The 26,501-nt window shown below is 73.6% G+C and carries 26 protein-coding genes; 5 read left to right on the top strand and 21 right to left on the bottom strand.

What is annotated here, in order from left to right; all coding sequences use genetic code 11:
- Positions 1-91: 91 nt before the first annotated feature.
- Positions 92-484, bottom strand: a complete 393-nt coding sequence (locus ACFQUZ_RS09255) for a MerR family transcriptional regulator (RefSeq protein WP_377440176.1) — start codon at positions 482-484, stop codon at positions 92-94.
- Between the two features lie 122 nt (positions 485-606).
- Between ACFQUZ_RS09255 and ACFQUZ_RS09250 the strand changes: the two genes are divergently transcribed.
- Positions 607-1,647: an aldo/keto reductase gene (locus ACFQUZ_RS09250; RefSeq protein WP_377440173.1), complete on the top strand. Its 1,041-nt coding sequence runs from the start codon at positions 607-609 to the stop codon at positions 1,645-1,647.
- A 47-nt stretch (positions 1,648-1,694) separates the two neighbouring features.
- Here the strand turns inward: ACFQUZ_RS09250 and ACFQUZ_RS09245 are convergent, their stop codons facing one another.
- The 5 genes from ACFQUZ_RS09245 to ACFQUZ_RS09225 form a co-directional block, all read right to left on the bottom strand.
- Positions 1,695-3,275: an asparagine synthetase B family protein gene (locus tag ACFQUZ_RS09245; protein ID WP_377440166.1), complete on the bottom strand. Its 1,581-nt coding sequence runs from the start codon at positions 3,273-3,275 to the stop codon at positions 1,695-1,697.
- 3 nt (positions 3,276-3,278) lie between these two features.
- Positions 3,279-4,211: a hypothetical protein gene (locus ACFQUZ_RS09240; protein ID WP_377440163.1), complete on the bottom strand. Its 933-nt coding sequence runs from the start codon at positions 4,209-4,211 to the stop codon at positions 3,279-3,281.
- 195 nt (positions 4,212-4,406) lie between these two features.
- The gene (locus tag ACFQUZ_RS09235) at positions 4,407-5,045 is read right to left on the bottom strand and encodes a hypothetical protein (protein ID WP_377440160.1); all 639 of its coding nucleotides are present in this window, start codon (positions 5,043-5,045) and stop codon (positions 4,407-4,409) included.
- On the bottom strand, positions 4,979-5,716 hold the full coding sequence (locus ACFQUZ_RS09230; protein ID WP_377440157.1) for a hypothetical protein: 738 nt from the start codon (positions 5,714-5,716) through the stop codon (positions 4,979-4,981). The genes ACFQUZ_RS09235 and ACFQUZ_RS09230 overlap by 67 nt, the downstream gene beginning before the upstream one ends.
- Positions 5,688-6,437: a hypothetical protein gene (locus ACFQUZ_RS09225; RefSeq protein ID WP_377440154.1), complete on the bottom strand. Its 750-nt coding sequence runs from the start codon at positions 6,435-6,437 to the stop codon at positions 5,688-5,690. Before ACFQUZ_RS09225 ends, ACFQUZ_RS09230 begins: the two co-directional genes overlap by 29 nt.
- 315 nt (positions 6,438-6,752) lie before the next feature.
- On the opposite strand from ACFQUZ_RS09225, the gene ACFQUZ_RS09220 reads away from it, so the two are divergent.
- Complete coding sequence (locus ACFQUZ_RS09220) at positions 6,753-7,499, top strand: SDR family NAD(P)-dependent oxidoreductase (protein ID WP_377440150.1); 747 nt, start codon at positions 6,753-6,755, stop codon at positions 7,497-7,499.
- An 89-nt stretch (positions 7,500-7,588) separates the two neighbouring features.
- Here ACFQUZ_RS09220 and hpnH read toward each other — a convergent pair whose 3' ends face one another.
- The 10 genes from hpnH to ACFQUZ_RS09170 form a co-directional block, all read right to left on the bottom strand.
- Positions 7,589-8,593: an adenosyl-hopene transferase HpnH gene (gene hpnH, locus ACFQUZ_RS09215; RefSeq protein ID WP_377440147.1), complete on the bottom strand. Its 1,005-nt coding sequence runs from the start codon at positions 8,591-8,593 to the stop codon at positions 7,589-7,591.
- Positions 8,590-9,525, bottom strand: coding sequence for a hypothetical protein (locus ACFQUZ_RS09210; protein WP_377440144.1), 936 nt, complete (start codon positions 9,523-9,525; stop codon positions 8,590-8,592). The genes hpnH and ACFQUZ_RS09210 overlap by 4 nt, the downstream gene beginning before the upstream one ends.
- Positions 9,522-11,597, bottom strand: coding sequence for a squalene--hopene cyclase (gene shc / locus ACFQUZ_RS09205; protein WP_377440141.1), 2,076 nt, complete (start codon positions 11,595-11,597; stop codon positions 9,522-9,524). Before shc ends, ACFQUZ_RS09210 begins: the two co-directional genes overlap by 4 nt.
- The gene (locus ACFQUZ_RS09200; protein WP_377440138.1) at positions 11,597-12,640 is read right to left on the bottom strand and encodes a polyprenyl synthetase family protein; all 1,044 of its coding nucleotides are present in this window, start codon (positions 12,638-12,640) and stop codon (positions 11,597-11,599) included. The genes shc and ACFQUZ_RS09200 overlap by 1 nt, the downstream gene beginning before the upstream one ends.
- Positions 12,637-13,992, bottom strand: a complete 1,356-nt coding sequence (gene hpnE / locus ACFQUZ_RS09195; RefSeq protein ID WP_377440135.1) for a hydroxysqualene dehydroxylase HpnE — start codon at positions 13,990-13,992, stop codon at positions 12,637-12,639. Before hpnE ends, ACFQUZ_RS09200 begins: the two co-directional genes overlap by 4 nt.
- Positions 13,989-14,873 (bottom strand): phytoene/squalene synthase family protein, encoded by an 885-nt coding sequence (locus ACFQUZ_RS09190; RefSeq protein WP_377440133.1) that lies wholly within the window; start codon positions 14,871-14,873, stop codon positions 13,989-13,991. Before ACFQUZ_RS09190 ends, hpnE begins: the two co-directional genes overlap by 4 nt.
- Positions 14,870-15,772 carry a squalene synthase HpnC gene (gene hpnC / locus ACFQUZ_RS09185; RefSeq protein WP_377440130.1) on the bottom strand — a complete coding sequence of 301 codons (903 nt, stop codon included), beginning with the start codon at positions 15,770-15,772 and terminating at the stop codon, positions 14,870-14,872. Before hpnC ends, ACFQUZ_RS09190 begins: the two co-directional genes overlap by 4 nt.
- A gap of 164 nt (positions 15,773-15,936) precedes the next feature.
- A complete protein-coding gene (locus tag ACFQUZ_RS09180; protein WP_377440127.1) occupies positions 15,937-16,779 on the bottom strand; it encodes a DMT family transporter in 843 nt (280 codons plus the stop codon).
- 7 nt (positions 16,780-16,786) lie between these two features.
- Entirely contained in the window at positions 16,787-18,175 is a 1,389-nt protein-coding gene (locus tag ACFQUZ_RS09175) for a glycosyltransferase (RefSeq protein WP_377440124.1), read from the bottom strand.
- 94 nt (positions 18,176-18,269) lie between these two features.
- On the bottom strand, positions 18,270-18,668 hold the full coding sequence (locus tag ACFQUZ_RS09170) for a ChaB family protein (protein WP_377440121.1): 399 nt from the start codon (positions 18,666-18,668) through the stop codon (positions 18,270-18,272).
- A gap of 138 nt (positions 18,669-18,806) precedes the next feature.
- Between ACFQUZ_RS09170 and ACFQUZ_RS09165 the strand changes: the two genes are divergently transcribed.
- Both ACFQUZ_RS09165 and ACFQUZ_RS09160 read left to right on the top strand, forming a co-directional pair.
- Positions 18,807-19,904 carry an acetate/propionate family kinase gene (locus ACFQUZ_RS09165; RefSeq protein ID WP_377440118.1) on the top strand — a complete coding sequence of 366 codons (1,098 nt, stop codon included), beginning with the start codon at positions 18,807-18,809 and terminating at the stop codon, positions 19,902-19,904.
- Positions 19,901-20,392 (top strand): DUF6766 family protein, encoded by a 492-nt coding sequence (locus ACFQUZ_RS09160; protein WP_377440115.1) that lies wholly within the window; start codon positions 19,901-19,903, stop codon positions 20,390-20,392. Before ACFQUZ_RS09165 ends, ACFQUZ_RS09160 begins: the two co-directional genes overlap by 4 nt.
- A gap of 34 nt (positions 20,393-20,426) precedes the next feature.
- On the opposite strand, the gene ACFQUZ_RS09155 is transcribed toward ACFQUZ_RS09160, so the two are convergent.
- The 5 genes from ACFQUZ_RS09155 to ACFQUZ_RS09135 form a co-directional block, all read right to left on the bottom strand.
- Complete coding sequence (locus ACFQUZ_RS09155) at positions 20,427-21,080, bottom strand: DUF3618 domain-containing protein (RefSeq protein WP_377440112.1); 654 nt, start codon at positions 21,078-21,080, stop codon at positions 20,427-20,429.
- Positions 21,080-21,529, bottom strand: coding sequence for a phage holin family protein (locus ACFQUZ_RS09150; protein WP_377440110.1), 450 nt, complete (start codon positions 21,527-21,529; stop codon positions 21,080-21,082). Before ACFQUZ_RS09150 ends, ACFQUZ_RS09155 begins: the two co-directional genes overlap by 1 nt.
- The gene (locus tag ACFQUZ_RS09145; protein ID WP_377440107.1) at positions 21,526-22,587 is read right to left on the bottom strand and encodes a hypothetical protein; all 1,062 of its coding nucleotides are present in this window, start codon (positions 22,585-22,587) and stop codon (positions 21,526-21,528) included. Before ACFQUZ_RS09145 ends, ACFQUZ_RS09150 begins: the two co-directional genes overlap by 4 nt.
- A gap of 335 nt (positions 22,588-22,922) precedes the next feature.
- Positions 22,923-23,996: an NAD-dependent epimerase/dehydratase family protein gene (locus tag ACFQUZ_RS09140; protein WP_377440104.1), complete on the bottom strand. Its 1,074-nt coding sequence runs from the start codon at positions 23,994-23,996 to the stop codon at positions 22,923-22,925.
- A 196-nt stretch (positions 23,997-24,192) separates the two neighbouring features.
- A complete protein-coding gene (locus ACFQUZ_RS09135; RefSeq protein WP_377440101.1) occupies positions 24,193-24,381 on the bottom strand; it encodes a hypothetical protein in 189 nt (62 codons plus the stop codon).
- A 189-nt stretch (positions 24,382-24,570) separates the two neighbouring features.
- On the opposite strand from ACFQUZ_RS09135, the gene ACFQUZ_RS09130 reads away from it, so the two are divergent.
- Positions 24,571-26,388 (top strand): acyltransferase family protein, encoded by a 1,818-nt coding sequence (locus tag ACFQUZ_RS09130; RefSeq protein WP_377440098.1) that lies wholly within the window; start codon positions 24,571-24,573, stop codon positions 26,386-26,388.
- Positions 26,389-26,501: the final 113 nt, after the last annotated feature.

Genomic DNA, 26,501 nt, shown 5'->3' with positions numbered 1-26,501 from the left:
GGACACGGAAAACGCCGGGAGGCCGCCAACCCCCTCCCCGTCGATCTAGGGCGAATGGTCGTAGGTCGATCTCCGATCGCGACCATCTGCCCTAGATCGACGGAGAGGGGTCCAGGGCGTCCTCGTACACGCCGACCTTGTAGCTGATCAGGTCCAGGCACCTGTGCAGCTGGTCCATCTGGTGCTCGACCCGCCGCCGGTGCTCGCGCAGCAGGGCCAGCCGCTCCGCCTCGTTGCCCCTACCGGCGCGGACAAGTTCGGTGTAGCGCCGGATCTCCGGCACCGGCATCCCGGAGGCGCGCAGCACCATGCAGACGGTCAGCCAGTCGACGTCGGACTCCCGGTAGAGCCGCCGGCCACCAGAGTCCCGGCGGATCGGCTCGGCCAGGATGCCCTCCCGCTCGTAGAACCGAAGCGCGTGCACACTGAGCCCGGTGCGCTCGGCCACCTCGCCGATGCTCAGCGGCGCCGTCGTCTCGGACATGGAGGTCAGCCTACGGGTTGACCTAGAGCGGACTCTAGCTCCTAGGGTTTCGGACCACGGGCGGCCCGGAGCGGGTCACCGCACGGATACCAGCACCACGACCACCAGAGGGAGAGCACCGCATGCGTTACCGCGTCCTCGGCCGCACCGGCATCGAGGTGAGCGTCCACTGTCTCGGCACCATGATGTTCGGCTCGGTGGGCAACGACGACCACGACGACTGTGTACGGATCATCCACGCCGCCCTGGACCGCGGCGTCAACTTCGTCGACACGGCGGACATGTACTCGGACGGCGAGTCCGAGGAGATCGTCGGCAAGGCGCTGCGGGGCCGCCGGGACGATGTGGTGCTCGCCACCAAGGTGCACTTCCCGATGGGCGAGGGCCGCAACCGGGGCGGCAACTCGCGGCGCTGGATCGTCCACGAGGTCGAGGAGAGCCTGCGCCGGTTGGGCACCGACTGGATCGACCTCTACCAGGTGCACCGGCCGGACCACACCACCGACATCGAGGAGACGCTGTCGGCGCTTACCGATCTGGTCCACCAGGGCAAGATCCGCGCGTTCGGCTGCTCGTCGTTCCCGCCCAGCCAGATCGTCGAGGCGTACCACGTCGCGGAGCGTCGCGGGCTGCACCGGTTCCGCACCGAGCAGCCGCCGTACTCGCTGCTCGCCCGGGGCATCGAGGCCGAACTGCTGCCGGTCGCCCAGGCGTACGGGATGGGGGTGTTGACGTGGAGCCCGCTCGCCTGGGGCTTCCTGACCGGCCGGTACCGCAAGGGGCAGCCGGTGGACCTGACCAGCGGCCGGCCGGCGCTGAACCCGGGCCGGTTCGACCCGTCGCGGGAGGAGAACGTCCGCAAGCTGGACGCGGTGGAGCGGTACGTGGCGCTGGCCGACGACATCGGCTGCACGCTGCCGGAACTGGCGATGGCGTTCCCGGTGGCCCATCCCGCGGTCACCTCCGTGATCATCGGACCGCGCACCATGGACCAGCTCGACGCCGCGCTGAAGGGAGCCGCGCTCACCCTGGATGACGCCGTGCTGGACCGGATCGACGAGATCGTCCCGCCGGGCGAGGATCTGTACGCGGCCGACGGCGCCTGGCGCCCGCCTGCGCTGGCCGACCCGACCCTGCGCCGCCGCCCACCCCATCTCCGTTGATCTAGGGCAGATGGTCGCGCGTCGATCTCTAAACGCGACCATCTGCCCTAGATCGGCGCTGGGGGGAGAGTGCGGGGCGGGTGGGGGAGGTTGTGGCGGAGCGCGCCGGCCAGGTCGCGGAGCCGTTCGGCCAGCGTGTAGTCCTGCCGGGCGACGCCCTCCGCGATCGCCCGCTCCAGGTCGTGGTCGCAGGACATCAGCAGCGTGTCGAAGTCCCGCCGGACGGGTTCGGCGAGGTCGTAGCCGAACCCGCGGTGCAGCCGGGGGAACCACGGCTTGAACAACCGGGCGCGGTCGTGCAGGCCGGTCGAGTAGGACAACCCGTTCTTCGGCCGGCGCCGGATGTAGTCCGGCAGGACGTCGGCGAACGCCTCGCGGAGCAGCCACTTCTCCTCGTCACCCCGGGTCTTCAGCTCGACCGGGATGCGCATCGCCAGCTCCACCACGGACGGGTCGAGGAACGGCACCCGGGCCTCGACGCCCTGCCCCATGCTCACCCGGTCGACCCGCTGCAACTCGGTGCGGCCCAGGTTGCGCAGCTTGTGCAGGAACAGACCCCGCGCTCGTTCCGGCCCGACCTCGTGATACATGGGATAGCCGCCGAACAGCTCGTCCGACCCGTCGCCGGTGAGCACGACCTTCACGCCGCACTCCCGGACCCGGCGGAACAGCGGCACCGAGACGATCGCGTTGATGATGTCGCCGTACTCGGTCAGCTCGCCCATCCGCACGGCCTCCCGCACGTCGGTGAGCCGGATGTCGCGCGGTCGCAGCTCGACGACCTCGTGCGGCACGCCGAGGTCGGCGGTGAGTTGCCGGGCGTACGCGAGGTCCGCGCTGCCCGGAGCGCCGATCGTGAAGGCGACGCAGTTCGGATGCGACTCGCGCACGGTGAGCAGGGTGAGCGAGCTGTCCAGCCCGCCGGAGAGCACCACGCCGACGGTGAGGTCGGTCTCCACCCGCATCCGGATGCTCTCCTGCACCACCATCCGGACCAGCTTCACCGCCTCGTCCGGATCGGTCACCGGCGGCTGGTCCCGGCCCAACCGGCGCAGGTCGAGGTACGGCGACAGGTGTGGCCAGGCCGACTCGCCCGCCCAGCCGTGGTGGCCGGGTGGCACCTCGCTTACCGGTTCGCCGACCGGCACCAGCGCCTTGATCTCGGAGGCCAGGTGCAGCCGGCCCTCCCGGCGGGACCAGTACAGCGGCTTCACGCCCAGCGGGTCCCGGGCGAGGTAGACCCGGCGGGTGGTCCGGTCCACCACGGCGAACGCGTACTCGCCCTGCAACCGGTCGACCACCTCCTCGCCCCACTCCAGGAACGCGGCCAACACCACCTCGGTGTCCCCGCCGGTGCGGAACCGGTGCCCGCACGCGGTCAGCTCCGCCCGGAGTTGCCGGTGGTTGAAGACCTCGCCGTTGTAGCAGAGCAACCATCGACCGTCGGCCGACAGCCATGGTTGGACGGCGTGCTCGGGATCCACGATCCGCAGCCGGCGGGTGCCGGCGAGCAGGCCGTCATCGGCCAGCGTCTCGGTGACCTCGCCACGCGGCTCCAGGGTGTCCATCATGGACGCGAACAGGGCGGGATCGGCGCCCGTGCCGACAATGAGGGCGATGCCGCACACGACTCAGCCCGCCACGGTCGCGTACTCGCGGGTCAGCGGGCCGACCGCCGCCGGGCCGACGCAGACGTGCCATGCCTGCCCCTCGTCGATGACGTTGATGTCGCCGGCGCGCTGGCGTTCCAGCAGCAGCATCGACAGCGCGGTGTCGGCGCCGGTGCGTCGGTACCAGGCCATCTCCACGTCGACCGCGTAGCCGCTGCAGTGCGAGCTGGGCAGCAGCGCGGTGTAGCCGAGGGTACGCAGGTGCAGTTGGTGCTGGAGGCTGCGGACCAGGCTGGTCACCCAGAGCGGATCCGCGGACCGGGGCGCCCGGGCGGCGAAGTCGTCGGCCAGCTGGTTCAGCAGGGCAATCATCGCCGGTCGGGCCTGGGCGAAGCGCAGCCCCGCGGTCCGCGGCTGCCGATCCGGCAGGAGCCGGCGGCCGACCGACCGGACGGCACGACCGGCGAGGCCGTCGGCCTGCCGACGATAGCGGAAGCGGAGCAGTCCCCGGCGGCGCAGCGGGTCGAGGTCGACCAGGTCCGGCGCGCGGCGCACGTCGATATCGGTGAGGTATGGCGGCACGTCACCCCACCACAGCACGTCGATCCGGGACAGCAGGAAGATCCGTACCATCGCCAGCAGGTCGGTTGCGGAACTGCGCGCGTTCGGCCGGTAGTCGGCGATCTCGCGGAGCAGCCGGTCGACCGCGTCGTCGGGACCGTCCGGGGTGGCCCGCAGCACCGCGCGCAGTTCGGGATCGGTCGCCCGGGCCGCCACCAACGCCGCGGCCCGCCGGTGGTCGCCGTGCGCGGCGACCCGGCCGAGTTCGGCGAGCAGGTCCGCCACCGCGTCACGGTAGCGGCGCAGATCGACCTCGGGGGGGAGGGTGGTCGACACCGCGGCCGAGCCGCGGGCGGGCGGGCGGAATCCAACACCTTGACCAGGCGTACGCATGGGCAAAGCTCCTTCACCGTCACGGGCGCTGCGCCGGATGCTCATCCCGACCCGCTCGGCCCCGAGCAGGTCTCATGATTCGGACGTTAACCGCCATCAGTGAGGAAGATTCTTCTTCACCTCGATGTCACCCGAACGGGGCACTTCGCCCGTCGACCGTGTGGGCGAGGGCCAGGAGCCTGACGAAATGCCTGGTCAGGCAGGTGGACGGCGCTGGTCCACGATCCGGCGCATCTTGCCGAGCGACCGCTCCACCCCGTCCGGCTCGATGACCCGCACGTCGACGCTCACCCCGATGGTGTTCTTGACCGCCTCGGCGAGCGCCGCCCCGGCCCGCTCCCCCGCCCCGCGGTCCGCGCCGGCGCGGCGTTCCACCCGGACGGTCAGCGCGTCCAGCCGACCGTCGCGGGTCAGCACGCACTGGAAGTGCGGGGACAACGCGGGGGTACGCAGGATCAGTTCCTCGATCTGGGTCGGGAAGAGGTTCACGCCGCGCAGGATGATCATGTCGTCGGTGCGCCCAGTGATCTTCTCGATCCGGCGCATCGGCCGAGCGGTGCCGGGCAGCAGCCGGGTGAGATCACCGGTGCGGTAACGGACCAGCGGCATAGCCTGTTTCGTCAACGAGGTGAAGACCAGCTCACCGTGTTCCCCGTCGGGAAGCACCGCGCCGGTGGCCGGGTCGACGATCTCCGGGTAGAAGTGGTCCTCCCAGACGTGCGGCCCGTCCTTCGTCTCCACGCACTCGCTGGCCACCCCGGGCCCCATCACCTCGGACAGGCCGTAGATGTCCAGGGCGTGCAGGCCCGCCCGCTGTTCGATCTCGGCGCGCATGTCCTCGGTCCACGGCTCGGCGCCGAAGATGCCGACCCGCAGCGAGGTCGACCGGGGTCGACGCCCTGGCGTTCCATCTCGTCGACGATGGCCAGGAAATAGGTCGGCGTCACCATGATGAGGTCCGGCTCGAAGTCGCGGATCAGCGTCACCTGCCGTTCGGTCATCCCGCCGGAGACCGGGATGACCGTGCAGCCCAGTTCCTCGGCGCCGTAGTGGGCACCCAGACCGCCGGTGAACAGACCGTACCCGTACGCGACGTGCACCCGGTCGCCCGCCCGGCCGCCGGCCGCGCGGATCGACCTGGCCACCAGCCGGGCCCAGGTCGTCAGGTCGTCCGCGGTGTAGCCGACGACGGTGGGCCGCCCGGTCGTCCCGGAGGAGGCGTGCAACCGCGCCACCCGCTCCCGGGGCACGGCGAACATGCCGAACGGGTAGTTGTCTCGCAGATCGCTCTTGCCGGTGAACGGGAGGCCGGCGAGGTCGGCGGGCTCCCGGAGGTCGTCCGGGCGCGCGCCGGCCGCGTCGAACGCGCTCCGGTAGTGCGGCACGTTGTCGTAGACGTGCCGCATCGACAAGCGCAGCCGCTCGACCTGCACCGCGCGCAGCTCGTCCACGGAGGCCCGCTCGATGGGCTCCAGCTCATCCGGTCGTGGTCCGCTCTCCCGCACGCTCGTCCTCCCGTCGGCTGGTTGACCCCGCGTCGGCTTCGCCGCCGAGCCTGCCACGGCGGCCGGGCGTCGGCCACCGGGCCGGAACCGCCGCCCACAGCACCGTCGCGAGCCACGCCATGCCGGCGCCGACCAGCACACCGTGCCCGATGCGGACCGGCGCGGCTGTGTAGAACTGCGGGACCCACAAAACGAACCCGGCCGCGAACGGCACCCCGGCGAGGCGCGGCAGGACGCCGGAGCGCCAGACCGCGACGGCGGTCAACACCGCCGCGACACCGAGCGCCAGTAGGCCGATCAGGAAGGTAGCGGCGGCCGCCGGCTGGAACCGCACGGCCTCCACGAGTCCGAGCAGGTCGGTCGGGCCGTCGCCGCCGACCTCGGCGGCGATAGCGTGCAGACCGAAGTCCTCGGCGCCGTAGTAGGGCAGGGTCAGACCGGTCCCGAGCAGGCCCACCGCGACCGCAGCGAAGGCGACCGGCTCGGCGCGGGTGGCCGCCAGCAGGTCGCGGACCGCGAGCAGACCCAGCGGGACGAGGAGGAACCCGATCATGGCGAACAGGTGCGACGCCACCCAGGCCGGGGACGCCATGGCGGCGGCGGCACCGGCCGCCGTGAACTCGTCGGTCCACGGCCGGACGGCGGGATAGAGGACGAACAGGGCGGCGGCGATGGCGAGGGCGGCGGCGCCGAGGCGCGGCCGCGCGGGGGCTCCGGACATGGGGTTCCTCCAGACCTGCGGCTACTGTCACTAGCTGTTTAGCTAATGACACTAGCCCACCGGTCAAGGCCCCCGTCGACCCGCGCGGCGCCGGCACCCACCTCCAGGTCCAGCACGCTCCCGCACGACGGTCGACGCCACCATCCGGCTCCGACCCCGCCGCCCGATTCGTCCGGCGCCCACAAACCGGTACGACATACCCGTCCATCCCCACTCGTCCATGTCGCCTTGATCTCGCGAGGTGCCGGTAAGGATTCTTCGTCGACGAAAAGCGGCACCCAGGGTCCCTTCCTTGCCGACAATCGGGGAATGTGGATGGATGGCACGGTGGCGCTGGTGACCGGCGGCTCGTCGGGGATCGGTGCCGCGATCGCCCGACGCCTTGCCGCCGGTGGCGCCCGGCTGTACGTGACCGGGCGGGACACCCGGCGGCTGGCCGAGGTGGCCGGGCACCTCGGCGGCACGCCGCTGCCAGCGGAGCTGACCGACCCGGCCGAGGTGCGCGGCCTCGCCGACCAGGTGCTGGCCGACGCCGGCCGAGTTGACGTGCTGGTGCACAGCGCCGGCCTGGGCTGGGCCGGCCGGTTCGCCGACATGCCGCCGGACCGCGTCATCGATCTGGTGGCGCTGGACCTCATCGCGCCGATGCTGCTCACCCGGGCGGTGCTGCCCGGCATGCGGCAGCGCCGCCGCGGACACATCGGCTTCGTCGGCTCCATCGCCGGCCGGCTCGCCGTGGGGCAGGAGGCCGTCTACTCGGCGGCCAAGGGCGGCCTCGGGATCTTCGCCGACAGCCTCCGCCAGGAGGTGCGCGGCTGCGGCATCATCGTGACCGAACTGGTCCCGGCGGTGGTGGACACCCCGTTCTTCGCCCGCCGAGGCCGCCCGTACCACCGGACGGTGCCCCGTCCGGTGCCGCCCGATCGGGCGGCGGCGACGCTGCTGGACGCCATGTTCGCGGGCCGGGACGAGGCGTACCTGCCCCGCTGGATGCGGTTACCGGTAGCCGTCCGCGCCCTCGCCCCGTCCACCTACCGCCGCCTATCCACCCGCTTCGGCTAACCCCTCGTTCCCGCCCGTTGATCAAGAGGTGTGCGGGCGGTTCGATCTCTCCAACGCCCACACACCTCTTGATCAACGCGGCTGGAGGGTCAGCCGGCGCGGACGGCGCGGAGGGACTCGCGCAGCGAGGACATGGTGGCCAGGACCGCGGTGGGCTCGTAGCCGCAGTGCGCCATGCAGTTGTTGCACCGGGTGTCCCGACCCCGCCCGTACGCCGACCAGTCGGTGGTCTCGATCAGCTCGCGGTAGGTCTTCGCGTACCCGTCACCGAGCAGGTAGCAGGGCCGCTGCCAGCCGAACAGCGAGTACGACGGGATCGCCCACGCCGTACACGGGAAGTCCACCTTCCCCTCCAGGAAGTCCAGGAACAGCGGCGAGTGGTTCAACCGCCACCGTTTCCGGCGACCGTCGGCGAACGCCTTGCGGAACAGCGTCCGGGTCTCCGTGACGCCGAGGAAGTGGTCCTGGTCGGGCGCCTTGTCGTAGGCGTACGCCGGAGAGATCATCATCTGGTCCACGCCCAACTCGTCGTTGAGGTAGTTGAGCACCTCGATGACCGTCTGCGGCGTGTCGGTGGAGAAGAACGTCGTGTTGCTGGTGACCCGGAACCCGCGCCGCTTGGCCTCCCGCACTGCCGCCACCGCCTGGTCGAACACGCCCTCCTTGCAGACCGAGGCGTCGTGCCGCTCCCGCAGCCCGTCCAGGTGCACCGCGAACGCGAAGTACGGTGACGGCCGGAACCTGTCCAGCTTCTTCACCAGCAGTGCCGCGTTGGTGCACAGGAACACGTATTTCCTGCGGCGGACCAGCTCGGCGACCAGCACGTCGATCTGTGGATGCATAAGCGGTTCACCACCGGCGATGGAGACCATCGGTGCCCCGCACTCCTCGATGGCGGCCAGCGCCTGGTCGACCGGCATCCGTCGCTTGAGGACGTCGGCCGGATGCTGAATCTTGCCGCAGCCGGCGCAGGCGAGGTTGCAGGCGAACAACGGTTCGAGTTCGACGATCAGTGGGAAGTGCCGCCGCCGGCGCAGCTTCTGCCCGACGAGATACCGGCCGACCCGGATGCTCTGACGCAACGGCATGCTCATGGGGTGGTGACCTCCAGAGGAAGGGTGGACGGGACGGTCGGGTCCGGGCGCACCTCCTTCGCGCCGAGGCCGCACAGCGCGGCGAGGACGCCGGCGACCAGCCCCGGCCGGGTGGTGGGACCGGCGGCCACGCCGACGACCCGGGCCCCGGCCAGCCAGCGCGGGTCGAGCCCGGCCGGGTCGCAGACGCGATACGCGGGTGGCCCCGCCCAGCCGGTCGCCGCCGGTCGGGACGGGGAGTCGGGCGGGCCGGGCAGCAGCCACACGTCGGCCCCGGTGGCGGCGAGCGCCGGGTCCGGCCCGCCGAGCAGCACCTGGCGTACCGTGGTCGCCGCCGCCCAGTCGCGCAGCGCCGGCCCGACCGGGTCGAGCGCCCGCAGCGCGGCCCGCAGCCGGACCAGCGTCGCCGGGCGCAGCAGGGGGTACGGCGGCACGTCGGCCACCGCCCGGACGCACACCCGCGGACCGGTGGTCGCGGCCAGCCAGGCCGCCGACTCGGTGTCCACCACCAGCGCGCCGGTGCTGGCGAGGCGGTCCCGGTGCCCGGGGTCGCGCACCAGGCGACGGGTGGTCAGCACTGGTCCCAGGTGCACGCGGCCGCCCCGGCGGCGCAGCGCGGCGGCGAGCAGTGGGGCCGAGGGGCAGTCCAGCACCGTGCCGTCGGGACCGCGTATCGCCGTGGCCACCACCAGGTCGCCGGGGCTCAGCCGGGCGGTGAGCCCGCCGCCGACACCGGCCGCGGCCACCGGGGCTGACCCGCCGCCGAACCGCGCCGCGGACCTTGTCGCGGCGGCCAGGCCCATCCCGGTACGCCGCACCGGCGGGCCGTCCGGCAGCCCACGGCGCAGCCGGCGGGCCTCGGTGCGCATGGCCGCGTACACGATTAAGCCGGCGGGGGCGTCCGGGCGGAGGTCGCCGACGGGCCCGGTCATGTCGCGTGGTCCTCGCGCAGCAGCCGGCCCAGCGCGCTGACCGGGAAGACCACCCGGTACAGGTGGTAGTTGATGTAAAAGGCGCCGGGGAATCCGGTCCCGGTGTACAGATCCTCGTCCCACCCGCCGTCCGGCCGCTGCCGGTCGACAAGCCAGCCGATCCCCCGCCAGGTCCAGTCGGTCTCGCCGAGGCCGGCGGCGTGCAACGCCAGCAGCGCCCAGGCGGTCTGCGAGGCGGTGGACGCGCCGCGACCGCGCCAGCCCGGCAGGTGGTACGAGCGGATGTCCTCTCCCCAGCCGCCGTCCGGGTTCTGCACGGCGAGCAGCCACGACACGGCCCGCGCGATCGCCGGGTGGGCGGCCGGCAGGCCGGCGGCGATCAGCGCCGGCACCACCGCGCCGGTGCCGTAGACGTGGTTCACGCCCCACCGGCCGAACCACGAGCCGTCCGGTTCCTGCGCGCGCAGCAGCCAGCGCACCCCGCGCCGGACCGTCGGCGAGTCGGCCCCGCCCTGCACGCTCAGCGCCTCGACCACGTGCGCGGTGACGTCGGCGCTGGGCGGATCGATCACCTCGCCGAAGTCGCAGAACGGCAGCTCCCGGGCGATCTGGCGGGTGTTGTCGGCGTCGAAGGCGGCCCAGCCGCCGTCGCGCGACTGCATGCCGCGCAGCCACCGGTGGCCGCGGCGGACCGCACCCGGCAGGCGTTCCGTGACCGACGTACGACCCAACGCCAGCAGCACCTCGGCGGTGTCGTCGGTGTCCGGATAGCCGTCGTTGTCGAACTCGAACGCCCAACCGCCGCCGGCCGGCAGGTCCGGACGGCGCACCGCCCAGTCGCCGGGCACCCGGATCTCCTCGTCCAGCAGCCAGTCGGCGGCCCGGCGCAGCGCGGGATGGCCGACCGGCAGCCCGGCGTCGGCGAGGGCGGTGACCGCCAGCGCGGTGTCCCACACCGGGGACTGGCAGGCCTCCAGCCGACGGATCTCGCCGCCGCCGGTCGTCTCGGTGATGGTGAACCGGTCGAGGCCGGCCAGGCCGGCCCGCAGCACCGGGTGGTCCAGCGGGTATCCGAGCAGGTGCAGGGCGATAAGCGAATAGACCCAGGGCGGCTGGATGCCTCCCCACGAGCCGTCCGCCTCCTGTCGCGCGATGATCCACTCGGCGGCCCGGCGCAGCGCGTCGCGGCGCAGCGGAGCAACCGGCCGCCGCTCGTAACCGCGCAGCAGCCCGTCCAACCGGTGCAGCCAGCCGGCCCGACCGCGCAGCGACGGCGCCGGCGCCGGGCGCCGGCCGGTCCGCAGCTCGGCCAGCGAGAAGCCGAGCGGCCGCACGGGCCGCAACGACCGCACGACGGACAGCGGCACGATGGTCTGCCGCGCCCAGCAGGCGAAGTCGTAGACGTTCAGCGGCACCCAGGGCGGCAGGAGAACCACCTCCGGCGGCACCGCGGGCAGCCGGTGCCACGGCCACTCGCCGAACAGAGCCAGCCAGATCCTGGTGAACACCCGGGTGTTCTCGATCCCGCCCTCGGCCAGCACGAACTGCCGGGCCCGGCGCAGGTGTTCAGCGGCCGGCGCATCACCGGCCAGGCGCAGTGCCGCGTACGCCTCCACGGTGGTGGACAGGTCACCGGGCCCGCCGTGGAAGGTGGCCCAGCTCCCGTCGGCCCGCTGCTGACCGCGAATCCACCGGGCGGTGGCGGCCGTCTGATCGGCGGTGCGGATGCCGAGGAACTGGCGCAGCAACAGGTCCTCGGCATCCATTGTGACGTTGGTGGCCAGCTCGCCCTGCCACCAGCCGGCCGGCTGCTGGCCGGCCAGCAGGTGGTCGCGGCCTCGGGCGAGCGTGCCGAGCGCCCGGGCCCTGAGTACGGCGCGATCGGGCGGCGCGGCGGCGGCCGGCACGGCCGGCACCGGCGGGGCAGCCGGCACGGCCGGCACCGGCGGGGCGGCCGACACCGCCGGGGACAGCGGTGTGATCAGGTCGCCGACCGCCCCCGGGGGAGCCGACGCCGCCCCCACGGGAGCCGACGGGGTCGCGTCCGGCTTCGGCGAGAGCAGGTCGGCCATCAGTGGTCCCGCCCCGTGACGAACTGCGCGATCGCCACCAGGTCGGCGTGCACGCCGCCCAGTCCCGCGTCGGCGGCCGTTCCGGCGAGACGACCGCCCCCGGCCAGCTCGTCGAGTTCGGCGAGCGCCTGGTTGAGCAGCCGATCGGCCCGCTTCCCGGTCCAGTCCCGGGCGCCGGTCTCCTCGATCAGTTCGGCGGCGAGCAGCAGGTCCGCGTCGGCCAGCTCGCCGGGCCGGCCGTACAGCTCGCGCAGTCGCTCGCTCGCCGGACCGCCCGCCGTGAGCGCCCGGACCACGGGGACGGACTTCTTGCGGGCCCGCAGGTCCGCAAGCACCGGCTTGCCGGTGACCGCCGGCTCACCCCAGATGCCGAGCAGGTCGTCGGCGAGCTGGAAGGCGAGGCCGAGCAGTTCGCCGTACCGGGTCAGGCCCCGACACAACTCCGCCGGTCCGCCACACAGCACCGCGCCTACGGTGCTGGCGCAGGACAGCAACGCGGCCGTCTTGCCGCGGGCCATCGTCAGGCACTCGTCAAGGGTGACCGTGGGCCGCCGTTCGAACGCCATGTCGGCGGCCTGGCCGTCGATCAACCGCCGTACCGCGTCGTGCAGGCAGCGCAGCGCCGCCGGGCCCTCGGGCGCCGGCACCTCGGCCAACACCTCGGAGGCCAGCGCCAGCAACGCGTCACCGGCCAGGATGGCCGGACCCACGCCGAACGCGGCCCAGGCGGTCGGCCGGTGCCGGCGCTCGGCGTCGCCGTCGATGACGTCGTCGTGCAGCAGGGAGAAGTTGTGCACCAGCTCGACCGCCACGGCGGCCGGCACGCCGACGCGGGCGGTGGCCCCCGCCGCCCGCGCCGACAGCAGCGCCAGCGCCGGCCGCAGGCCCTTCCCACCACCACGGCTGGTCGGTCGGCCGGTCGCGTCCCAGAAACCGAGCTGGTAGCCGGCGGTCCGCCGGGTCCGCTCGTCGATGCGGTCCAGCGCCTCCCGCAGCGCCGGCCGGACCAGATCGGCCACGTCGAGGTCTCCCGGCATGGTCATGTCAGCGCCTCCGTCGTCGGTGTCCGCGCACCGAGGTGGGCGAGCACGACGTCGGCGGCCCGCTGGCCGCTGCGTACCGCGCCCTCCATCGTGTCCGGCCAGCCGGTGGCGGTCCACGCGCCGGCCAGGGCGAGCCCCGGCAGCCGGGTCTGCGCCGGCGGGCGTACCGCCCGGGTGCCTGGCGACTGCCGGAACGTGGCCCGCGGTTCGCGCGTCACGAAACAGTCCCGCAGCGGGGTGCGTCGGGCCGGCGGGAACAGGTCGGTGAGCGCGGCGAGCTGTTCGGCGATCAGGTCGGCGGCCGGTCGACGCAGCAGCCGGTCGGCGGCGGACAGCGAGACCACCAGGTACTGGCCGGGGACGGTGGCCGGGGTGCGGTCGAACACCCACTGGACAGGGCTGTCCAGGACGGCCGCGAACGGCAGGCCGGTGACCCGGCGGGCGTAGTGCAGGTGCACGTTGACGATCGGCGTGGCGCCGAGCCGGCTCCACCGGTCCCGATCCGGGGCGGCCGGCGCCGGCACCAGCCCCGCGGCCTCCCGGTGCGGCACGGCCAGCACCACGGCGGCGGCCGGCAGCCGGCCGGCGCCGGTGCGGATCTCGAAGCCGCCGTCGCCGGGCACGATTCCCCGGACCCGGACGCCGGTGAGCACGGTTCCGCCGAGGTCGGCCAGCGCGGCACGAGCCGGACGACCGTGCAGGTCCAGCAGCGGAGCGGCGGGCAGGCCCAGGTCGGCCGCGTCGGCGGCGTCGAGCAGGCCGGTGCGGAACACCCGGGCGGCCAGCGCGAGCGACGCCTCCGCCGCCGGCGCGTTCAGCGCCGCCACGCAGATCAGGTCCCACAACCGGCGTACGGTGTCGGCGTCCTGGCGATGGCTGGCCAGCCAGGCACCGAAGCTCGCGTCGTCGGCGCCAGGATCGTCCGGGTCGACGGACCGCAGCGCGGCTGCCGCGCGGATCGCCCCCAGCCGCCGCGGCAGCGGCAGCGCCCGGTACCGGGCCAGGGTGGGCAGCAGGTGGGCCGGCGCGGGCAGCCGCCGGCTGCGGGCCAGCACCAGCGGCCGGGCTCCGGGGGCCAGCACCGGAACACTGAACGCGTCCTGCTGGACGGTGTGCCGCGCGGAGCCCAGCCGCCGCAGCAGCCCCCGGTACGCGGCGTAGCAGCGCAGGAAGACGTGTTGCCCGGTGTCCACGGTCAGGTCACCACGGCGGAACGAGTAGGTGGCGCCGCCGAGCCGCGGACGGGCCTCGACCAGGGTGACGGGGACACCGGCGTCAGCCAGGCGCAGCGCAGCCGCGATGCCGGCCAGGCCACCGCCGACGACGCAGACGCGGTCGCGGTCGCCGGTCACGCACCGCTCCGGGTCATCGCCCGGGCCGCCACGTACGCCTTCTCCCAACCCGGCAGCGTCACCCGGCGCCGGGTCACCGCCAGTGGGTCGGTGAACATCCGGCCGAGCAGCCGGTGGTAGATGCCGGCCATGGCAGCGACGCAGGCGGCGCTGCGCCGGTCGAGCATCGGCAGCAGCCCCAGCCCGGCCCGGTAGTAGGTCTCGGCCCGCCGGGCCTGGAACCGGATCAGGTCGGCGAGGGCCTGCGGCGGGTCGGTCAGGGCGCCGCCCGGGCCGAGCCGCAGTTCGCAACCGAACCGGTTGAGCTCCCTCGCCGGCAGGTAGACCCGGCCGGCCGCCCGGTCCTCCACGACGTCGCGCAGGATGTTCGTGAGTTGCAGGGCGATGCCTAGCGTGTCGGCCAACCGGCTGGCCACCGCCCGGTCGGCGCGGGGCCGCAGGTCGAACACCCCGAGCGAGAGCCGTCCGATGGAGCCGGCCACGCATCGGCAGTAGTGGACCAGGTCGTCGATCGTGTCGTACCGGGTGCCCCGGACGTCGGCGACGCACCCGTCGATCAGCTCGTCCAGGGCGTCGATCGGGATCGGCAGCCGACCGGCGGCGTGGGCGACGGCGACCAGGACCGGGTCGTCGTCCACCGCGGGCAGCCGGTGCACCGCGGCGCGGACCTGGTCGAGCCGGGCGAGCCGGGTGACCGGGGGCAGGTCGCCGTCGCCGATGTCGTCGATCCGCCGGGCGAGGGCGTACACCGCGCTCAGCGCCGCCCGCCGGTCCGGGCGCAGCAGCCTGATGCCGTACGAGAAGTTGCGCGCCTCGCTGCGGGTGATCCGCTCGCACTCCCGGTACGCGGCGACGATCGTCGGCGGGGGGATGACCGTCATCGGGCGGCTCCGAGCATCGCCAGGAGCCAGTGCCGGGCGATACCGAGCCGGCGGGTCCGGGGTGGACCGGGCAGCGGGTCGTAGCCGGAGCGGCGCAGCGCGTCCAGGGCGGCCCGGCCGCCGGCCAGGTAACCGGCCACGGCCACCCGGGACCAGCCGGGCAGCTCGCGCAGCAGCGGGGCGCCGGCGTCCAGCAGCGCGGCCACCCGCTGAGCCTCGAAGTGCAGCACCGCGCGCAACGGTCCGCTGGCGTGCCGGGCGGCGAGTTCGTTGTCGCAGACGCCGAACCGGACCAGGTCCTCGGACGGCAGGTAGACCCGACCGCGACGGTAGTCCTCGCCGACGTCCTGGAGGTGTTCAACAATCTGCAACGCGGTGCATACGCAGTCGGACAGCGCGATCCGGTCGGGCGTCGCCGCCCCGAAGACGTGCAGCACCAGCTCGCCGACCGGGTCGGCGGAGGCGTGGCAGTACGCCAGCAGGTGCTGGTAGGAGGGGCAGCGGTCGACGAGTTGGTCGGTGCGGTTCGCCTCGACGAGCCGCAGCAGCGGGGCCGCCGGAAGGTCGCACTCCCGCATCGTCGGAGCGAGTTGAGTGAGCACCGGGTGGCTGACGGGCCGACCGGCGGCGAGGTCGCGTACCTGGTCGGCGAAGGCGTCCAGGGCGGCGAGCCGGTCGGCGGGGCGCACGGGTCGGCCGTACGGGTCCGGCTCGTCACCGAGGTCGTCGACGTACCGGGCGTAGCGGTAGAGCGCGAGCAGGTGGCCGCGGTGACGCGCGGGCAGGACGCGCAGGGCCACCGGGAAGTTCTCGGTGGCCACGACGCTGTCCGGCGGTCGGGGAATGTCGGCCGTCGACGCCGGGAACTCCCCGCGGTCGGCCGGTGTCAGATCGAGCACGGATGTGCTGCCTTTCGCCGGAGCGCCGCACCGCCCGCGCCGACGCCGCCGGTCCGGTCGCATCCTTATGTAGTCAGGTCCTCGCTGTCAGTAATCGACCCGAGCCTACCGAACTTCCCGGACGGGTGGGTCTTTCGCCCGGAATCTGATGCTCCCAACCCGGCTCACCGGGACCGGGTGGTGCTGGCCAACCAGATACACACGCTCATCACCAGGCCGGCGACGATCTGGATGGTCAGTCGGGGCGCGTCGGTCGAGATCCGCTCCTCGAAGGCGGTGACCCCGATGAGCACCCCGACGAGCGGGTCGAGCAGCGCGATGGCGGTCAGCGGCGCGGCGATCGGACCGGCCTGGAACGCGTTCTGGGTGAGCGCGAACGCCGCGAACCCGATCACCACGATCGCGTAGAGCTGCCAGTGCCGGAACACCCCGAACCGGTGCTCGACGATGATCGCGGTGAGGGACTTGAGCAGCGCGGCGGTCAGCCCGAACAGCACCCCGGTGGCGACCCCGAGCAGCACCCCCCGGGCCGCGTCCCGCAGCCGCCAGGCCAGCACCAGGCAGGTGGCGAACACCACGCCCACCGCGGCGGCCACGCCGAGCCAGCTCGACACCGCCGGCTCGGCGATGCCGGCCCGGGGATTCGCCGCCATCAGAAACGCGGTCAGCCCGACCACCCCCACCGCCACCACCACGGCGTCCCGCCGGTGCGGGCGGCGCCGCTCCAGGGCGGCCTCCAGCGGGATGGCGATGAAGACGCCACTGAGCAGCAACGGTTCCACGAGCGCCAGGGCGCCGACGCCGAGCGCCACCGCCTGCAACCCGGTGCCGATCATGTCGGGGACCCAGCCGAACAGCCAGAGCGGCCGGCGGAACAGGCGCAGCAGCAACCGCGGATCGAGGGTACGGGTCTCCCGCTCCCCCTTCGCCGCGTGCTGCTCCAACGCCGAACTCAACGCGAAGCAGGCCGCTGAACCGACCCCGAGCAGCACCGCGAGGCCGGTCACCGACGGGTCAGCGGCCCGGCCGCACGGCCCGCGACGCCGGGTGGCGACCGGCCCTGGCGACCGGCGGCCGGGTCCCCCGCACATAACCGCGCCACGCCAGCAGTCCCGCGACCACCGTCGCCGCCATCGCGCCGGTCCGCCGGCGGTGCCGGCCGATCGGCAGCATGCGGGCCGGCGGCACCGGCGGAGGCGGCACCGGCTGCCCTGCCCGGACCACCCGTCCGCATGGTGCGGGTTCGGCCGTCCGGGCCGGCGTACCGGCCGGCCGGTCGGGATCGCGCCGGATCGGCGGGACGCCGGCCAGTTCGGCCAGCACCGCCACCGGGTCGGTCCGGAACAGCGCCAGGCCGGCCGCGCGTTGACGCCGGCCAGCCCCGCCGTCGGCGAGCGCCAGCAGCGCCGGCCCCAGGGCGGACCGGCGGCGGATCCAGGTCGCCACCCCGGCACGGTGCATCGCCGCCGCGTTCGCCCGGCCGTGCCCGGGGATCGAGCGGTACGTCGCCACGGGCAGACCGATCGCCATCGCCTCCAGCGCCGTCAGCCCACCGGCGTTCTCCACCAGGACGTCCGCCGCCCGCATCAGGTCCGCCATGTCGTCGACCCAGCCCAGGACGTACCGGATCCCCCGGCGGCGCAGCCGCCGCCGCAGCCGTTCGTTGTGCCCGCACACCACCACCGGAGTGGCCCGACCGGTCCGGGCGATGTCGGAAGCCGCCCGGGCCACCCGTCCCACTCCCCACGAACCCGCCACCAGCAGCGCCAGCCGCTCCCCCGCCGGGAGGCCGAGGCGGATCCGGGCCCTCCCCCGATCCTCCGGCGTACCCGGGCGGAACCCGTCGTCGACCAACCGGCCCGCGACCCGCACCCCGGCGGCGCCCAACGCGCACGCCTGCCGGCGGGTCACCGGATGCCCGGCGCAGTGCAGGTCCACGCCGGGGGACACCCAGATCGGGTTGACCGCGAAGTCGGTCAGGTAGGTCGCCACCGGCACCGGCAGCGCCCCCGCCGTACGCAGCGGACCCAGCACCTGGCTGACCACCGGGTACGTGGAGACGACCAGCCGGGTGTCGGGCGGCAGGGCGCCCAGCGTGCGCGACCGGACCGGACGCAGCAGCGCCCTGGTGCTCGCCCCGGCGCCCGGGAACGCGCCGCCCATCGCGAACAGCAGACCGTAGATCCACGGCGCGCGGTTCAGCATCCGCCGGTACGTCCCCTGGAGCAACCGACCGATCCCGAGTGGGAAGAGATCGGCCAGGTCGAGGCAGTCGACGGCCAGCCCGTGCCCACGCAGACGCTGGGCCAGCACCCGGCTCGCGCCGTCGTGACCCGCCCCCGCGCTCGCCGAGATGATCACCACACGGCCCGTTCGCTCACCGGACCCGGTATCGGTGCTCATCCGGCCATCTACCCGGGGAAAACAGGAAGATTCCTCGGGTAGAGGTGCCTTCTTCCCGCGCCTCGGCGCGGGAGCAGCCACTCCGCGCCGGCGATCAGCTCCGAGCGTCGCGGGTGCTGCGGTTGTTGGCCTTCTGGATGGCGTCCACCAGTTGGGCCTTGGTCATCCGGGAGCGTCCCCGCACCTCGAGCCGCCTCGCGACGTCCATAAGGTGCTCCTTGCTGGCGTTGGCGTCCACCCCACCGGCCGTCCTGCCCGGCTTGGACCGGCGGCCACGGGCCGCCTGCTTGTCGCTGGGACCCTTGCGGTCCTTCGGCTCCCAGTGGTCGCCGACCTTCTCGAACGAATGCTTGACGGCGGAGAAGGCCGTGCGGTGGGCCCGCTCCCCCTCGCCGTACGACTCCACGGCCGAGTCGTGTGCCTTGACGTACGTCTCCTGCGCCTTCTTCGGCGAGCGTCGCAGCGTGCTCGGCATGTCTTCACGAGCCGGCATGCCAACCTCCTCGGATCGCTGTTACCGGAACTCCTGCCCTGGTCGGCGACCGGGTAAACGACCGACCCGGTGTCGCCGGACGCGAACGGGGTATGAGCGGCCACAGCACCGCAAGCGGCGCGGACAGGGGGTACCGGCATGCCGACGACCGTGCTGACCGTGGTGGCCGGGTCATCCAGCCTGCACCTCGGCTACGTCCGCGACGGCGAGGTCGGCGAACGTCTGGACCGGTCCGATCCCCCGGGCTCGCCTGAGGCGGCCCGCGACGTGCAGGCGTTCCTCGACCAGCACGGCGCGCCGGACGCGGTCGGTCACCGGCTCGTCCACGGCGGTGACCTGGTCACCACACCCCGCCCGGTGGACGACCGGCTGCGGGCCGCGCTGGACGCGTTGGTCACCCTCGCCCCGCTGCACCTGCCGCCGGCGTTGCGGTTGCTCGACCAGATCCGGGAGCGGCTGCCGGACGTGCCCCAGGTGCTGTGTCCGGACACCGGTTTCCACGCCGGACTGCCCGAGCACGCGGCCACCTACCCGCTGCCCGCGGCGTGGCGGCACCGCTGGGGGCTGCGCCGGTACGGTTTCCACGGCCTCTCCTACGCGTACGCGTTACGGCGTACCGCGGAACTGTTGGGCCGGCCGGCCGGCGAGTTGCACGTGGTGCTGGCCCATCTCGGTGGCGGCGCGTCGATCTGCGCCGTCCGGGACGGGCGGAGCGTCGACACCTCGATGGGCTTCACCCCGCTCGACGGGATCCCGATGACGAAGCGGTCCGGGGCGGTCGACCCCGGCATGCTGCTCTGGCTGCTCGACGACGACCGGCTCAGCCTCGCGGAGCTGACCGAGGGCCTGAACCGGTCCGCCGGTCTGCTCGGCCTCTCCGACGGGCGCTCGGACGACACCCGCGACCTGGTCGCCGCCGCGCCGGACGACCCCGCCGCCGCGCTTGCCATGGCCGTCTTCACCCACCGGGTACGCCGGGAGATCGCCGCCGCCGCGACCAGCCTGGACCGGTTGGACGCCGTGGTGTTCACCGGTGAGATCGGCTGGGATCAACCCGAGGTGCGCCACGACGTGTGCGCGGGACTGCGGCTGCTCGGTCTCGTGCCGCCCATCGGCGGCAATCGGGTGGACGACGGACCGGTGTCGGAACCGGAGGCCGCGGTGCCGGTGCTGGTGGTCGAGCCGCGCGAGGAGCTTCAGGTGGCGGCCGAGACCGAGGCGGCGTTGAATCGGTGAGCTGGGTTCTCGCGCCGGACCGGGAGCCCGACCGGTTCGCGATCCGGCGCCTGCTCACCGCCTATCTGGTGCAGCGCGGCTCGGCCGAGTCGAAGCCGCCCGATCGCAAGGATCGGGCCGAGGACTACTCCGACCGGGCCAGCCCGGCCAGCCTCCCCCTGGCCGGTGCGACACGGCGGCATCCACTGGTTGTCTACCGCAACAGCCTCTGCATCGCACTCTTGTTGATCTCCGGTGGTTCATTCGTGGGGCATCTGGTGGCGGGCACCGCGGAGTACAACGAGCAACGCATGTTGCACGGCGGTGAGCCGCCCGTCGGAGTGGCGGACTTCCTGGGCACGAGCGACTTCTGGGTCCAGTCGATGCAGAACTGGCAGAGCGAGTTCCTGGCCATGGGCGGGTTGATCGTGTTGAGCATCGTGCTGCGCCAGCACGGATCCCCGGAATCCAAGCCGGTCACCGCCACTCACGCGACGACCGGCGGCTGAGCCTCCAACCGCCGGTCGTCCTCGGGTCGTACGGTCAGGACCGCACCTCGTCCCGGGCACCCCGGGCCTGGTCGCGGACATCGTGCGCCGCGGACCGGCCCTCGCCCTTGACGTTCCGCACCGCCTCGTCGGCGGTCCGCCGCACCGACTGGGTGGCCTGCTGCGCGGGCTCCCGCAGGTTCTCCTTGACCTCGCTGGCGACTTCGCCGGCCTTCTCCTTCACGGTGTCGCTGTGCCGGCTCGCCTCCTCCTTGAGCCGGGCCGCCGCCTGCTGCTCCTTGTCGTTGGCTGGCAGCAGTGACGAGACCAGCCAACCGACGCCGAACGCGATCAGGCCGGCCGCCAGCGGGTTGCCCTGCGCCTGTCGGCGTACCGCGGTCGGGGCCTGGTGCGCGGCGTCGCGCACGGTGGACGCGGCCGAGTGGGCGGTGTCGCCCACGCTGGAGGCCGCCGAATGCGCCTTGTCCGACACGGTGCCAGCGGCCGAACCACCGGCGTCGCCGACCTGGTGGGCACTACCCATGATCTTTTCCTTCACGCTGGTCAGGGCGCCCCGCGCCCGCTGCTTACGGTCCTCGACGATCCGGTGCGGGCTGGCCTTGTAGGCCAGCGCGTCGACGTCCTCGCTGAGGTTCCGGCGGGTCCGCTCGATCTCCCGCCGGATCTGGTCCGGGTCCGTGTCCGTCATCAGTAACCTCCCGTGTCGGGCTTGAGCGCCTCCGGCACCTGCTTCACCGTCTCGCTGGTGCGCCTCAGGCCACGCACCTCGCCGAGCTGGGTCCGTGCCCGGCTGTAGAGCACCGCCGCGGCGGCGGCCCAGAGGACCGCGACGATCAGTGCCGCCCAACCCTGATCCATCACGTTGGCCAGCCCCCACCACAGGGCATGGGACAGGAACAGCAGCACCAGGAAGCCCGCGACGCCGGCGGCGCCGAACATGCCGGCCGCCTTGCCGGCGCGGGTGCCCTCCTCGCGCAGTTCGGCCTTGGCCAACTCGACCTCCTGGCGCACCAGGGTGGACAGGTCGCGGGTGACCTCACCCATCAGGTCGCCGAAGGAACGGCCGTGCACCTCCGGCGGCGGGTCCGCGTATCCGGTGCCCTCACCGGGACCGGTCCGGTTTCCGGCGGCGCTCATGCCCGCCGGCCCTCGTCACGCGCCGACTCGTCGGGCAGCGGCGGCACGACGGCACCGTCCGGCGTGCCCTGGTACCCGGCCGTCGTCTCGTAACCCGGGGTCGTCTGAGCGGGCACGGTCTCGTACCCCGTGCGCGTCTCGTAGCCGGAGGTGGTCTGGTGGCCCGGGGTCCGGGTGGTCTCGTGGCCACCGGGAGCGGGCGGCTCGTACCCGGTGCCGGTGTCCGTGGTGTACCCGGCTCCCGCCGTGTTGGACGAGTAGAGGCCGCCGCCGGGCACCGGCTCCTCGTAGGTGGGCGTGGGCACGGCGGCACCGGTTCCGCCGTAACCGGCCGTCCCGCTGGCGTAGCCAGATCCGCCGTAGCCGGCGGTGTCGTAGCCGGCGGTGTCGTAGCCAGCGGTGTCGGCCGCCCGGGCTCCGTTTCCGCCGGAGTGTCCCGGCCCGTTGTCGCTCGTCGCCGCGGCCACTCCGCGGGTCAACCGTCCGGCGAGGACGCCCAGGGCGGCCGCGCCGGCCAGGAACGCCACCGGATGCCGGCGCGCGTATCCCCGGACGTCCTCGACCAGGTGACCCGGTTCGCGGCTCTCCAGCCAGCCCGCCACGTCGTCGATCCGGCCGCTGGCCTGCCGGACCAGCTCGGTGGCGGGGCCGGACTGCTCACCGCGGCCGGCCATCGAGCGCAGTTCCTCGCCGATTCCACGCAGCCCGGAGGCGGCTCGCCGCTGCTGACTGCGGGCCTGGCCGTGGAGCTGGCCGCGAGCCTGGCCGAGCAGGTCACGGGCCTGCGTACCGGCCTCGCGCGCCACCCGGTGGCCCTCCTGCTGGGCGGTCCGGGCGACCTCGCCGCCGGCGTCCCGGGCGTGGTGGCCGACCTCACGGCCCTGCTCGGCGACCTTCTCCCGGGTCGAGGTGGCCCCAGCGGGCGAGTGGGATCCCAGGGTCGAGTCGGTTGCGGTGGTGTCCGTCGGGTCGAGGCTGGGCGCCGGTGACGGATAGCCGGTGCCGGCGGGGTAGTCCCGGTTGGTATGGGTCGACACGGGAACAGTCGGGTCTGTCATCGGCTCTCTCCGCTGTGGATTCGGGCTCCGCTGTGGCTTCGGACCGGGCCACCGGATGTGGCCCGCCGCTCCTCCCACTGCCCGCAACGGCGAGGTCCATTCCTCTTTCGTCGAATTTCCATCCGTGAGATCAGCCGATCGCCGCCGGGCTCGCGTCGCTGGTGCGGCTCCGGTGGTTCTGGCGTACCCGGGCAGACGTCATGGTCGACTCGATGTCGGCGCACCAGGGGTTTCCCACCAACCCTGATCCCCTTGATCGCCGATCTTGGGTTGATCATGGGTCGCGCCGGCGGTCAGGAAGCGTTGTCCTGCCGTCGGGGAGGTCATGCGGCGGGTCAGGCGGGGTCGCGGTGGCCCGCTGGGCTGCCCGCCCGCAGTCGGCCGACCGCGCCACGGGCCGGACGCAGCGCCGCGCTACCGGTGCCCGCCCCGGCTGCCATACCGGAGAGCAGGTCCCGCACCGCGTGGCGGGCGTCCACCGTAGGCCGCCAGCCGAGGACGGTCGCGGCCCGGTCGGTGTTCATCAGTGGCGCCGACGCGGCCAGGTCCAACCAGCCGGGTTCGGTGGGCTGCAACCTGGCGTGCCAGGCCGCGCTCGCGAACAGGCGCAGTGCCGGCAGCGGCACCGGGACCGCTCGGCCCCGCAGCTCCGCGGCCAGGGCCGGACCGTCCAGCACCGGATCGGCGGCGATGTTGAACGCCCCCGCCACGTCCCCGCGCACCGCCAGCAGGTACGCCTCGGCCGCGTCATCGGCGTGCACCACCTGGGCCCGCAGCCGGCGGTTGGCCGGCACCACCGGCACTCGACCCCACCGCAGCAGGGACACGGGTGCCAGCGGGCCGAGGAAGTAGCGGGCGATCTCCGCCCCGGCGTCCCGCTGGAAGACCAGCGCCTTGCGCAGCCGGACCACCCGCAGCCCCGGGTCGTCCCGCTCGGCCCGGTCGAGCAGCCGCTCGACGGCGACCTTGTCGACGCTGTAACCCGATCGGGGTACCCCGGTCGTCGGCCAGTCCTCGCCAACCAGGCGGTCCTTGGGACCGGGCGCGTAACTGCCCACCGACGAGGCGTAGACGAGCTTCGGTACGCCGGCCGCCCGCATCGCGGCCAGCAGGTTCGCGGTGCCGGTCACGTTGGTCCGCCGCAGCCGCGCCCGGTGCTGGCTCGGCTGGATCTGCCAGGCCAGATGCACGACCGCTTCGACCCCGGCGAGCCAGCCGCTCAGCTGGTCGACAGCGCCCGCTTCCCCGATGTCCACGGCGTGCCACCGAATCCCGTCGTAGGGGTCGCCCGTGCCAGGCACGGGTGGCCGGCGGGCCAGGCCGATCAGGTCCAGATCCGGTTCGGTCGCCAACCGACGCAGGAGCGCGGTGCCCATGTTCCCGGTGGCCCCGGTGATCGCGATACGCATGGTGAGCCGGTACCCCGGGGGATCCGCCGTATGCGCCGGCTAATCCCGGTAGGGTTTCGACCTTGACGGACCCTTTTCACCGTAATGGACGAGGAGAGCGAGATGCGGGGGGTTGATCTCGGCCGTCCGGGTGGTGGCCTTGGCCGCACCCGCTACGCCAGCCGGGAGGACCGGTCGGCGGTAGCGGGTAGGCTCGTTACCGGCGTCGCCGCCGCCAACGGGAGGTCCGGCGGGGCCGGATCGTGTCGGCCATCTGCTGGAGCAGGCCGCTCGCCCGGGAGGGTCCGCGCCGCCGTTCGATGGCGCGGCTCAGGCCCCGGGCACCGGCCGCCGCCAGCGGCACGGCGACCGCCGTCACCGCCCACCTCTTGACCATTCGCTTCATCACGTCACCGTCCTCACCGGTTACTACTGGTCCGCCGAGTTTCTACCCCCGACGAGGAGAGTCCATGCCCGGGTCGGCTACCCCACCCGCCGCGGCACCCCCGCCGTGCCGGCGGACGGTCGCGGCCCGGGCAGGTTTCTCCGGGTACGGGCGCGGGCACTCCTGTCCGCGACCGCTCGGGAGGCTGGCATGACGGTGGACACGGCCGCGCCGCCGGTCGGGCGTGCCGACCAGTCTGCTCCCGCCGCGCCGCCCCGGGACAGCTACCTGGATCTATGGCGGGCGGCCGCGCTCGTGCGAGTGGTCGTCTACCACGTGTTCGGGTGGATCTGGCTGACGGTGCTCTTCCCCGCCATGGGGCTGATGTTCGCCCTCGCCGGCTCGCTCATGGCCGGTTCGCTCGACCGCACCGGAAGCTCCGCCGTCCGTCGCCGCCTCCGTCGGCTGCTCCCGCCGATGTGGGCGTTCGCGGTGATCGCCCTACCCCTGCTGCTGCTCACCGGGTGGAACGGCGCCCCGGCGACGCCGCTGCACTGGGGAGAACTGGTCTGGTGGCTCTTCCCGGCCCGCACGCCGCCGGTCGGCGGGCAGTCCTGGGCCTGGGCGTTCAACGTGGTCCTCTGGTATCTGGTCACGTACCTCTGGCTCGTGCTGCTCTCCCCGGCGCTGCTGGCCGCTTTCCGGCGGTGGCCGTGGCGCACCATGGCCCTGGCTCTGGCGCTTCCGGTCCTGGCCCGGTTCGAGATCGTCCAGCTCGGCGGATACCTCGCCGAGCAGTTCACCAACGTGGCCAGCTACCTGGCCTGCTGGCTGCTTGGCTTCGCGCACCACGACGGTCTGTTGCGGCGGATACCGGCCCGCCGGTACGCCACCGCGGTAGTGGCGCTCGCCGTCGCCGGGGCCGGGTGGATCGTCGTGTTCGGAGCCACCACCGGGACCTGGGACGTCAACCGCGTCCACGGCGGAAACACACTGTGGTCGGTGGCGTTCGTCGCCACGGTGTTGCGGTTCCGACCGACCCTGGCCTGGTTGCACCGGGTCCGCCCGGTGGCCCGGACGGTGCATCTGCTCAACGCCCGCGCGGTGACCGTCTACCTGTGGCATCTACCCGCCGGCATGCTCGCGGCGCTCCTGCTCACCCCCGTCGACACGCACAATTACGCGGCCAATGTGGTGCTGCGGCTGCTGGTCGTGGTGGCGCTCACCGCGCTGCCCGTACTCGCGCTCGGTTGGGTGGAGGATGTCGCCGCCCGCCGCCGACCGAGGCTGCTGCCGGTCCCGCCGGCCCGCCGCGCCCCCGCCCCGGGTCCGCGACCCACCACCGCCCGACGACCCAACCCGGCCGTACTGCCAGTACCGGCACCGGCACCGGCACCGGCGCGGGCCGTGCCGGCGACGGAGAAAACGGCACCGGACCGGAATCCGGCGTCCGTCAGGCGACCCGGCCGATCGTCGGGCAACCGGTGGCACCGGGCCATGGTGGCGACTGTGCTGGTCATCGCCGTCGGCCTGGCCGGTGGCGCGCTGCACCTCATCCCAGGTCTGCCCCGGCCCCCCGGGCCCGCGGCCACGGGGGCGCAGGCCGCCACGCCGCGCTACCTGAGTGACCAGGTGCTGCTGCTCGACGACGCCGCGGCACCAGGTCTGGTGCCACTGGAGGGCACGGCTCCGGGCGCCGAGGCGACCGAGCCCGGCACGGCACGCAAGGCCGCGGCCGTCGTGACCCGGACACCCAGCCGGATCCGGGTGCACCCGCCGGCCGGTTGTGAGCGCCTCCGCGCGGTGACCGAGGTCGGCCAGGCGGACGACCTGGCCCAGGTCCGGTTCGCGGTCCAGGCCGACGGCGCCACGGTGTTCGATTCCGGGGCCCGGACCCGCGACGACGGGCCGGAGCAGGTGGATATTCCGCTGTCCGGCGCCACCGCCGCCGTGGACCTGGTCGCCACCAGCACCGCAGGTGCCGCCTCCGCGGTGTGGGCCGACGCCCACTTCCTCTGCGCAGAGTGACACTCCCCGTTACCCCCACCCCCCGCACGCCGCGCCCCCACGCCCCGCGCCCGGCGCCGATCTAGGGCAGATGGTCGTGATTGGAGATCAACTGGCGACCATCTGCCCTAGAT

This window comes from Plantactinospora sp. GCM10030261, from assembly GCF_042666615.1.
GTDB lineage: Bacteria > Actinomycetota > Actinomycetes > Mycobacteriales > Micromonosporaceae > KBS50.
This window is presented reverse-complemented; position numbering and strand designations above follow the sequence as displayed.

What these genes read in the sequence shown, in the direction of transcription:
- ACFQUZ_RS09255 (WP_377440176.1), bottom strand. Translation starts at nt 484, where the DNA reads ATGTCCGAGACGACGGCGCCGCTGAGCATCGGCGAGGTGGCCGAGCGC.
- ACFQUZ_RS09250 (WP_377440173.1), top strand. Translation starts at nt 607, where the DNA reads ATGCGTTACCGCGTCCTCGGCCGCACCGGCATCGAGGTGAGCGTCCAC.
- ACFQUZ_RS09240 (WP_377440163.1), bottom strand. Translation starts at nt 4,211, where the DNA reads ATGCGTACGCCTGGTCAAGGTGTTGGATTCCGCCCGCCCGCCCGCGGC.
- ACFQUZ_RS09235 (WP_377440160.1), bottom strand. Translation starts at nt 5,045, where the DNA reads ATGCGCGCCGAGATCGAACAGCGGGCGGGCCTGCACGCCCTGGACATC.
- ACFQUZ_RS09225 (WP_377440154.1), bottom strand. Translation starts at nt 6,437, where the DNA reads ATGTCCGGAGCCCCCGCGCGGCCGCGCCTCGGCGCCGCCGCCCTCGCC.
- ACFQUZ_RS09220 (WP_377440150.1), top strand. Translation starts at nt 6,753, where the DNA reads ATGGATGGCACGGTGGCGCTGGTGACCGGCGGCTCGTCGGGGATCGGT.
- hpnH (WP_377440147.1), bottom strand. Translation starts at nt 8,593, where the DNA reads ATGAGCATGCCGTTGCGTCAGAGCATCCGGGTCGGCCGGTATCTCGTC.
- ACFQUZ_RS09210 (WP_377440144.1), bottom strand. Translation starts at nt 9,525, where the DNA reads ATGACCGGGCCCGTCGGCGACCTCCGCCCGGACGCCCCCGCCGGCTTA.
- shc (WP_377440141.1), bottom strand. Translation starts at nt 11,597, where the DNA reads ATGGCCGACCTGCTCTCGCCGAAGCCGGACGCGACCCCGTCGGCTCCC.
- ACFQUZ_RS09200 (WP_377440138.1), bottom strand. Translation starts at nt 12,640, where the DNA reads ATGACCATGCCGGGAGACCTCGACGTGGCCGATCTGGTCCGGCCGGCG.
- ACFQUZ_RS09190 (WP_377440133.1), bottom strand. Translation starts at nt 14,873, where the DNA reads ATGACGGTCATCCCCCCGCCGACGATCGTCGCCGCGTACCGGGAGTGC.
- ACFQUZ_RS09175 (WP_377440124.1), bottom strand. Translation starts at nt 18,175, where the DNA reads ATGAGCACCGATACCGGGTCCGGTGAGCGAACGGGCCGTGTGGTGATC.
- ACFQUZ_RS09170 (WP_377440121.1), bottom strand. Translation starts at nt 18,668, where the DNA reads ATGCCGGCTCGTGAAGACATGCCGAGCACGCTGCGACGCTCGCCGAAG.
- ACFQUZ_RS09165 (WP_377440118.1), top strand. Translation starts at nt 18,807, where the DNA reads ATGCCGACGACCGTGCTGACCGTGGTGGCCGGGTCATCCAGCCTGCAC.
- ACFQUZ_RS09155 (WP_377440112.1), bottom strand. Translation starts at nt 21,080, where the DNA reads ATGACGGACACGGACCCGGACCAGATCCGGCGGGAGATCGAGCGGACC.
- ACFQUZ_RS09150 (WP_377440110.1), bottom strand. Translation starts at nt 21,529, where the DNA reads ATGAGCGCCGCCGGAAACCGGACCGGTCCCGGTGAGGGCACCGGATAC.
- ACFQUZ_RS09145 (WP_377440107.1), bottom strand. Translation starts at nt 22,587, where the DNA reads ATGACAGACCCGACTGTTCCCGTGTCGACCCATACCAACCGGGACTAC.
- ACFQUZ_RS09140 (WP_377440104.1), bottom strand. Translation starts at nt 23,996, where the DNA reads ATGCGTATCGCGATCACCGGGGCCACCGGGAACATGGGCACCGCGCTC.
- ACFQUZ_RS09135 (WP_377440101.1), bottom strand. Translation starts at nt 24,381, where the DNA reads ATGAAGCGAATGGTCAAGAGGTGGGCGGTGACGGCGGTCGCCGTGCCG.
- ACFQUZ_RS09130 (WP_377440098.1), top strand. Translation starts at nt 24,571, where the DNA reads ATGACGGTGGACACGGCCGCGCCGCCGGTCGGGCGTGCCGACCAGTCT.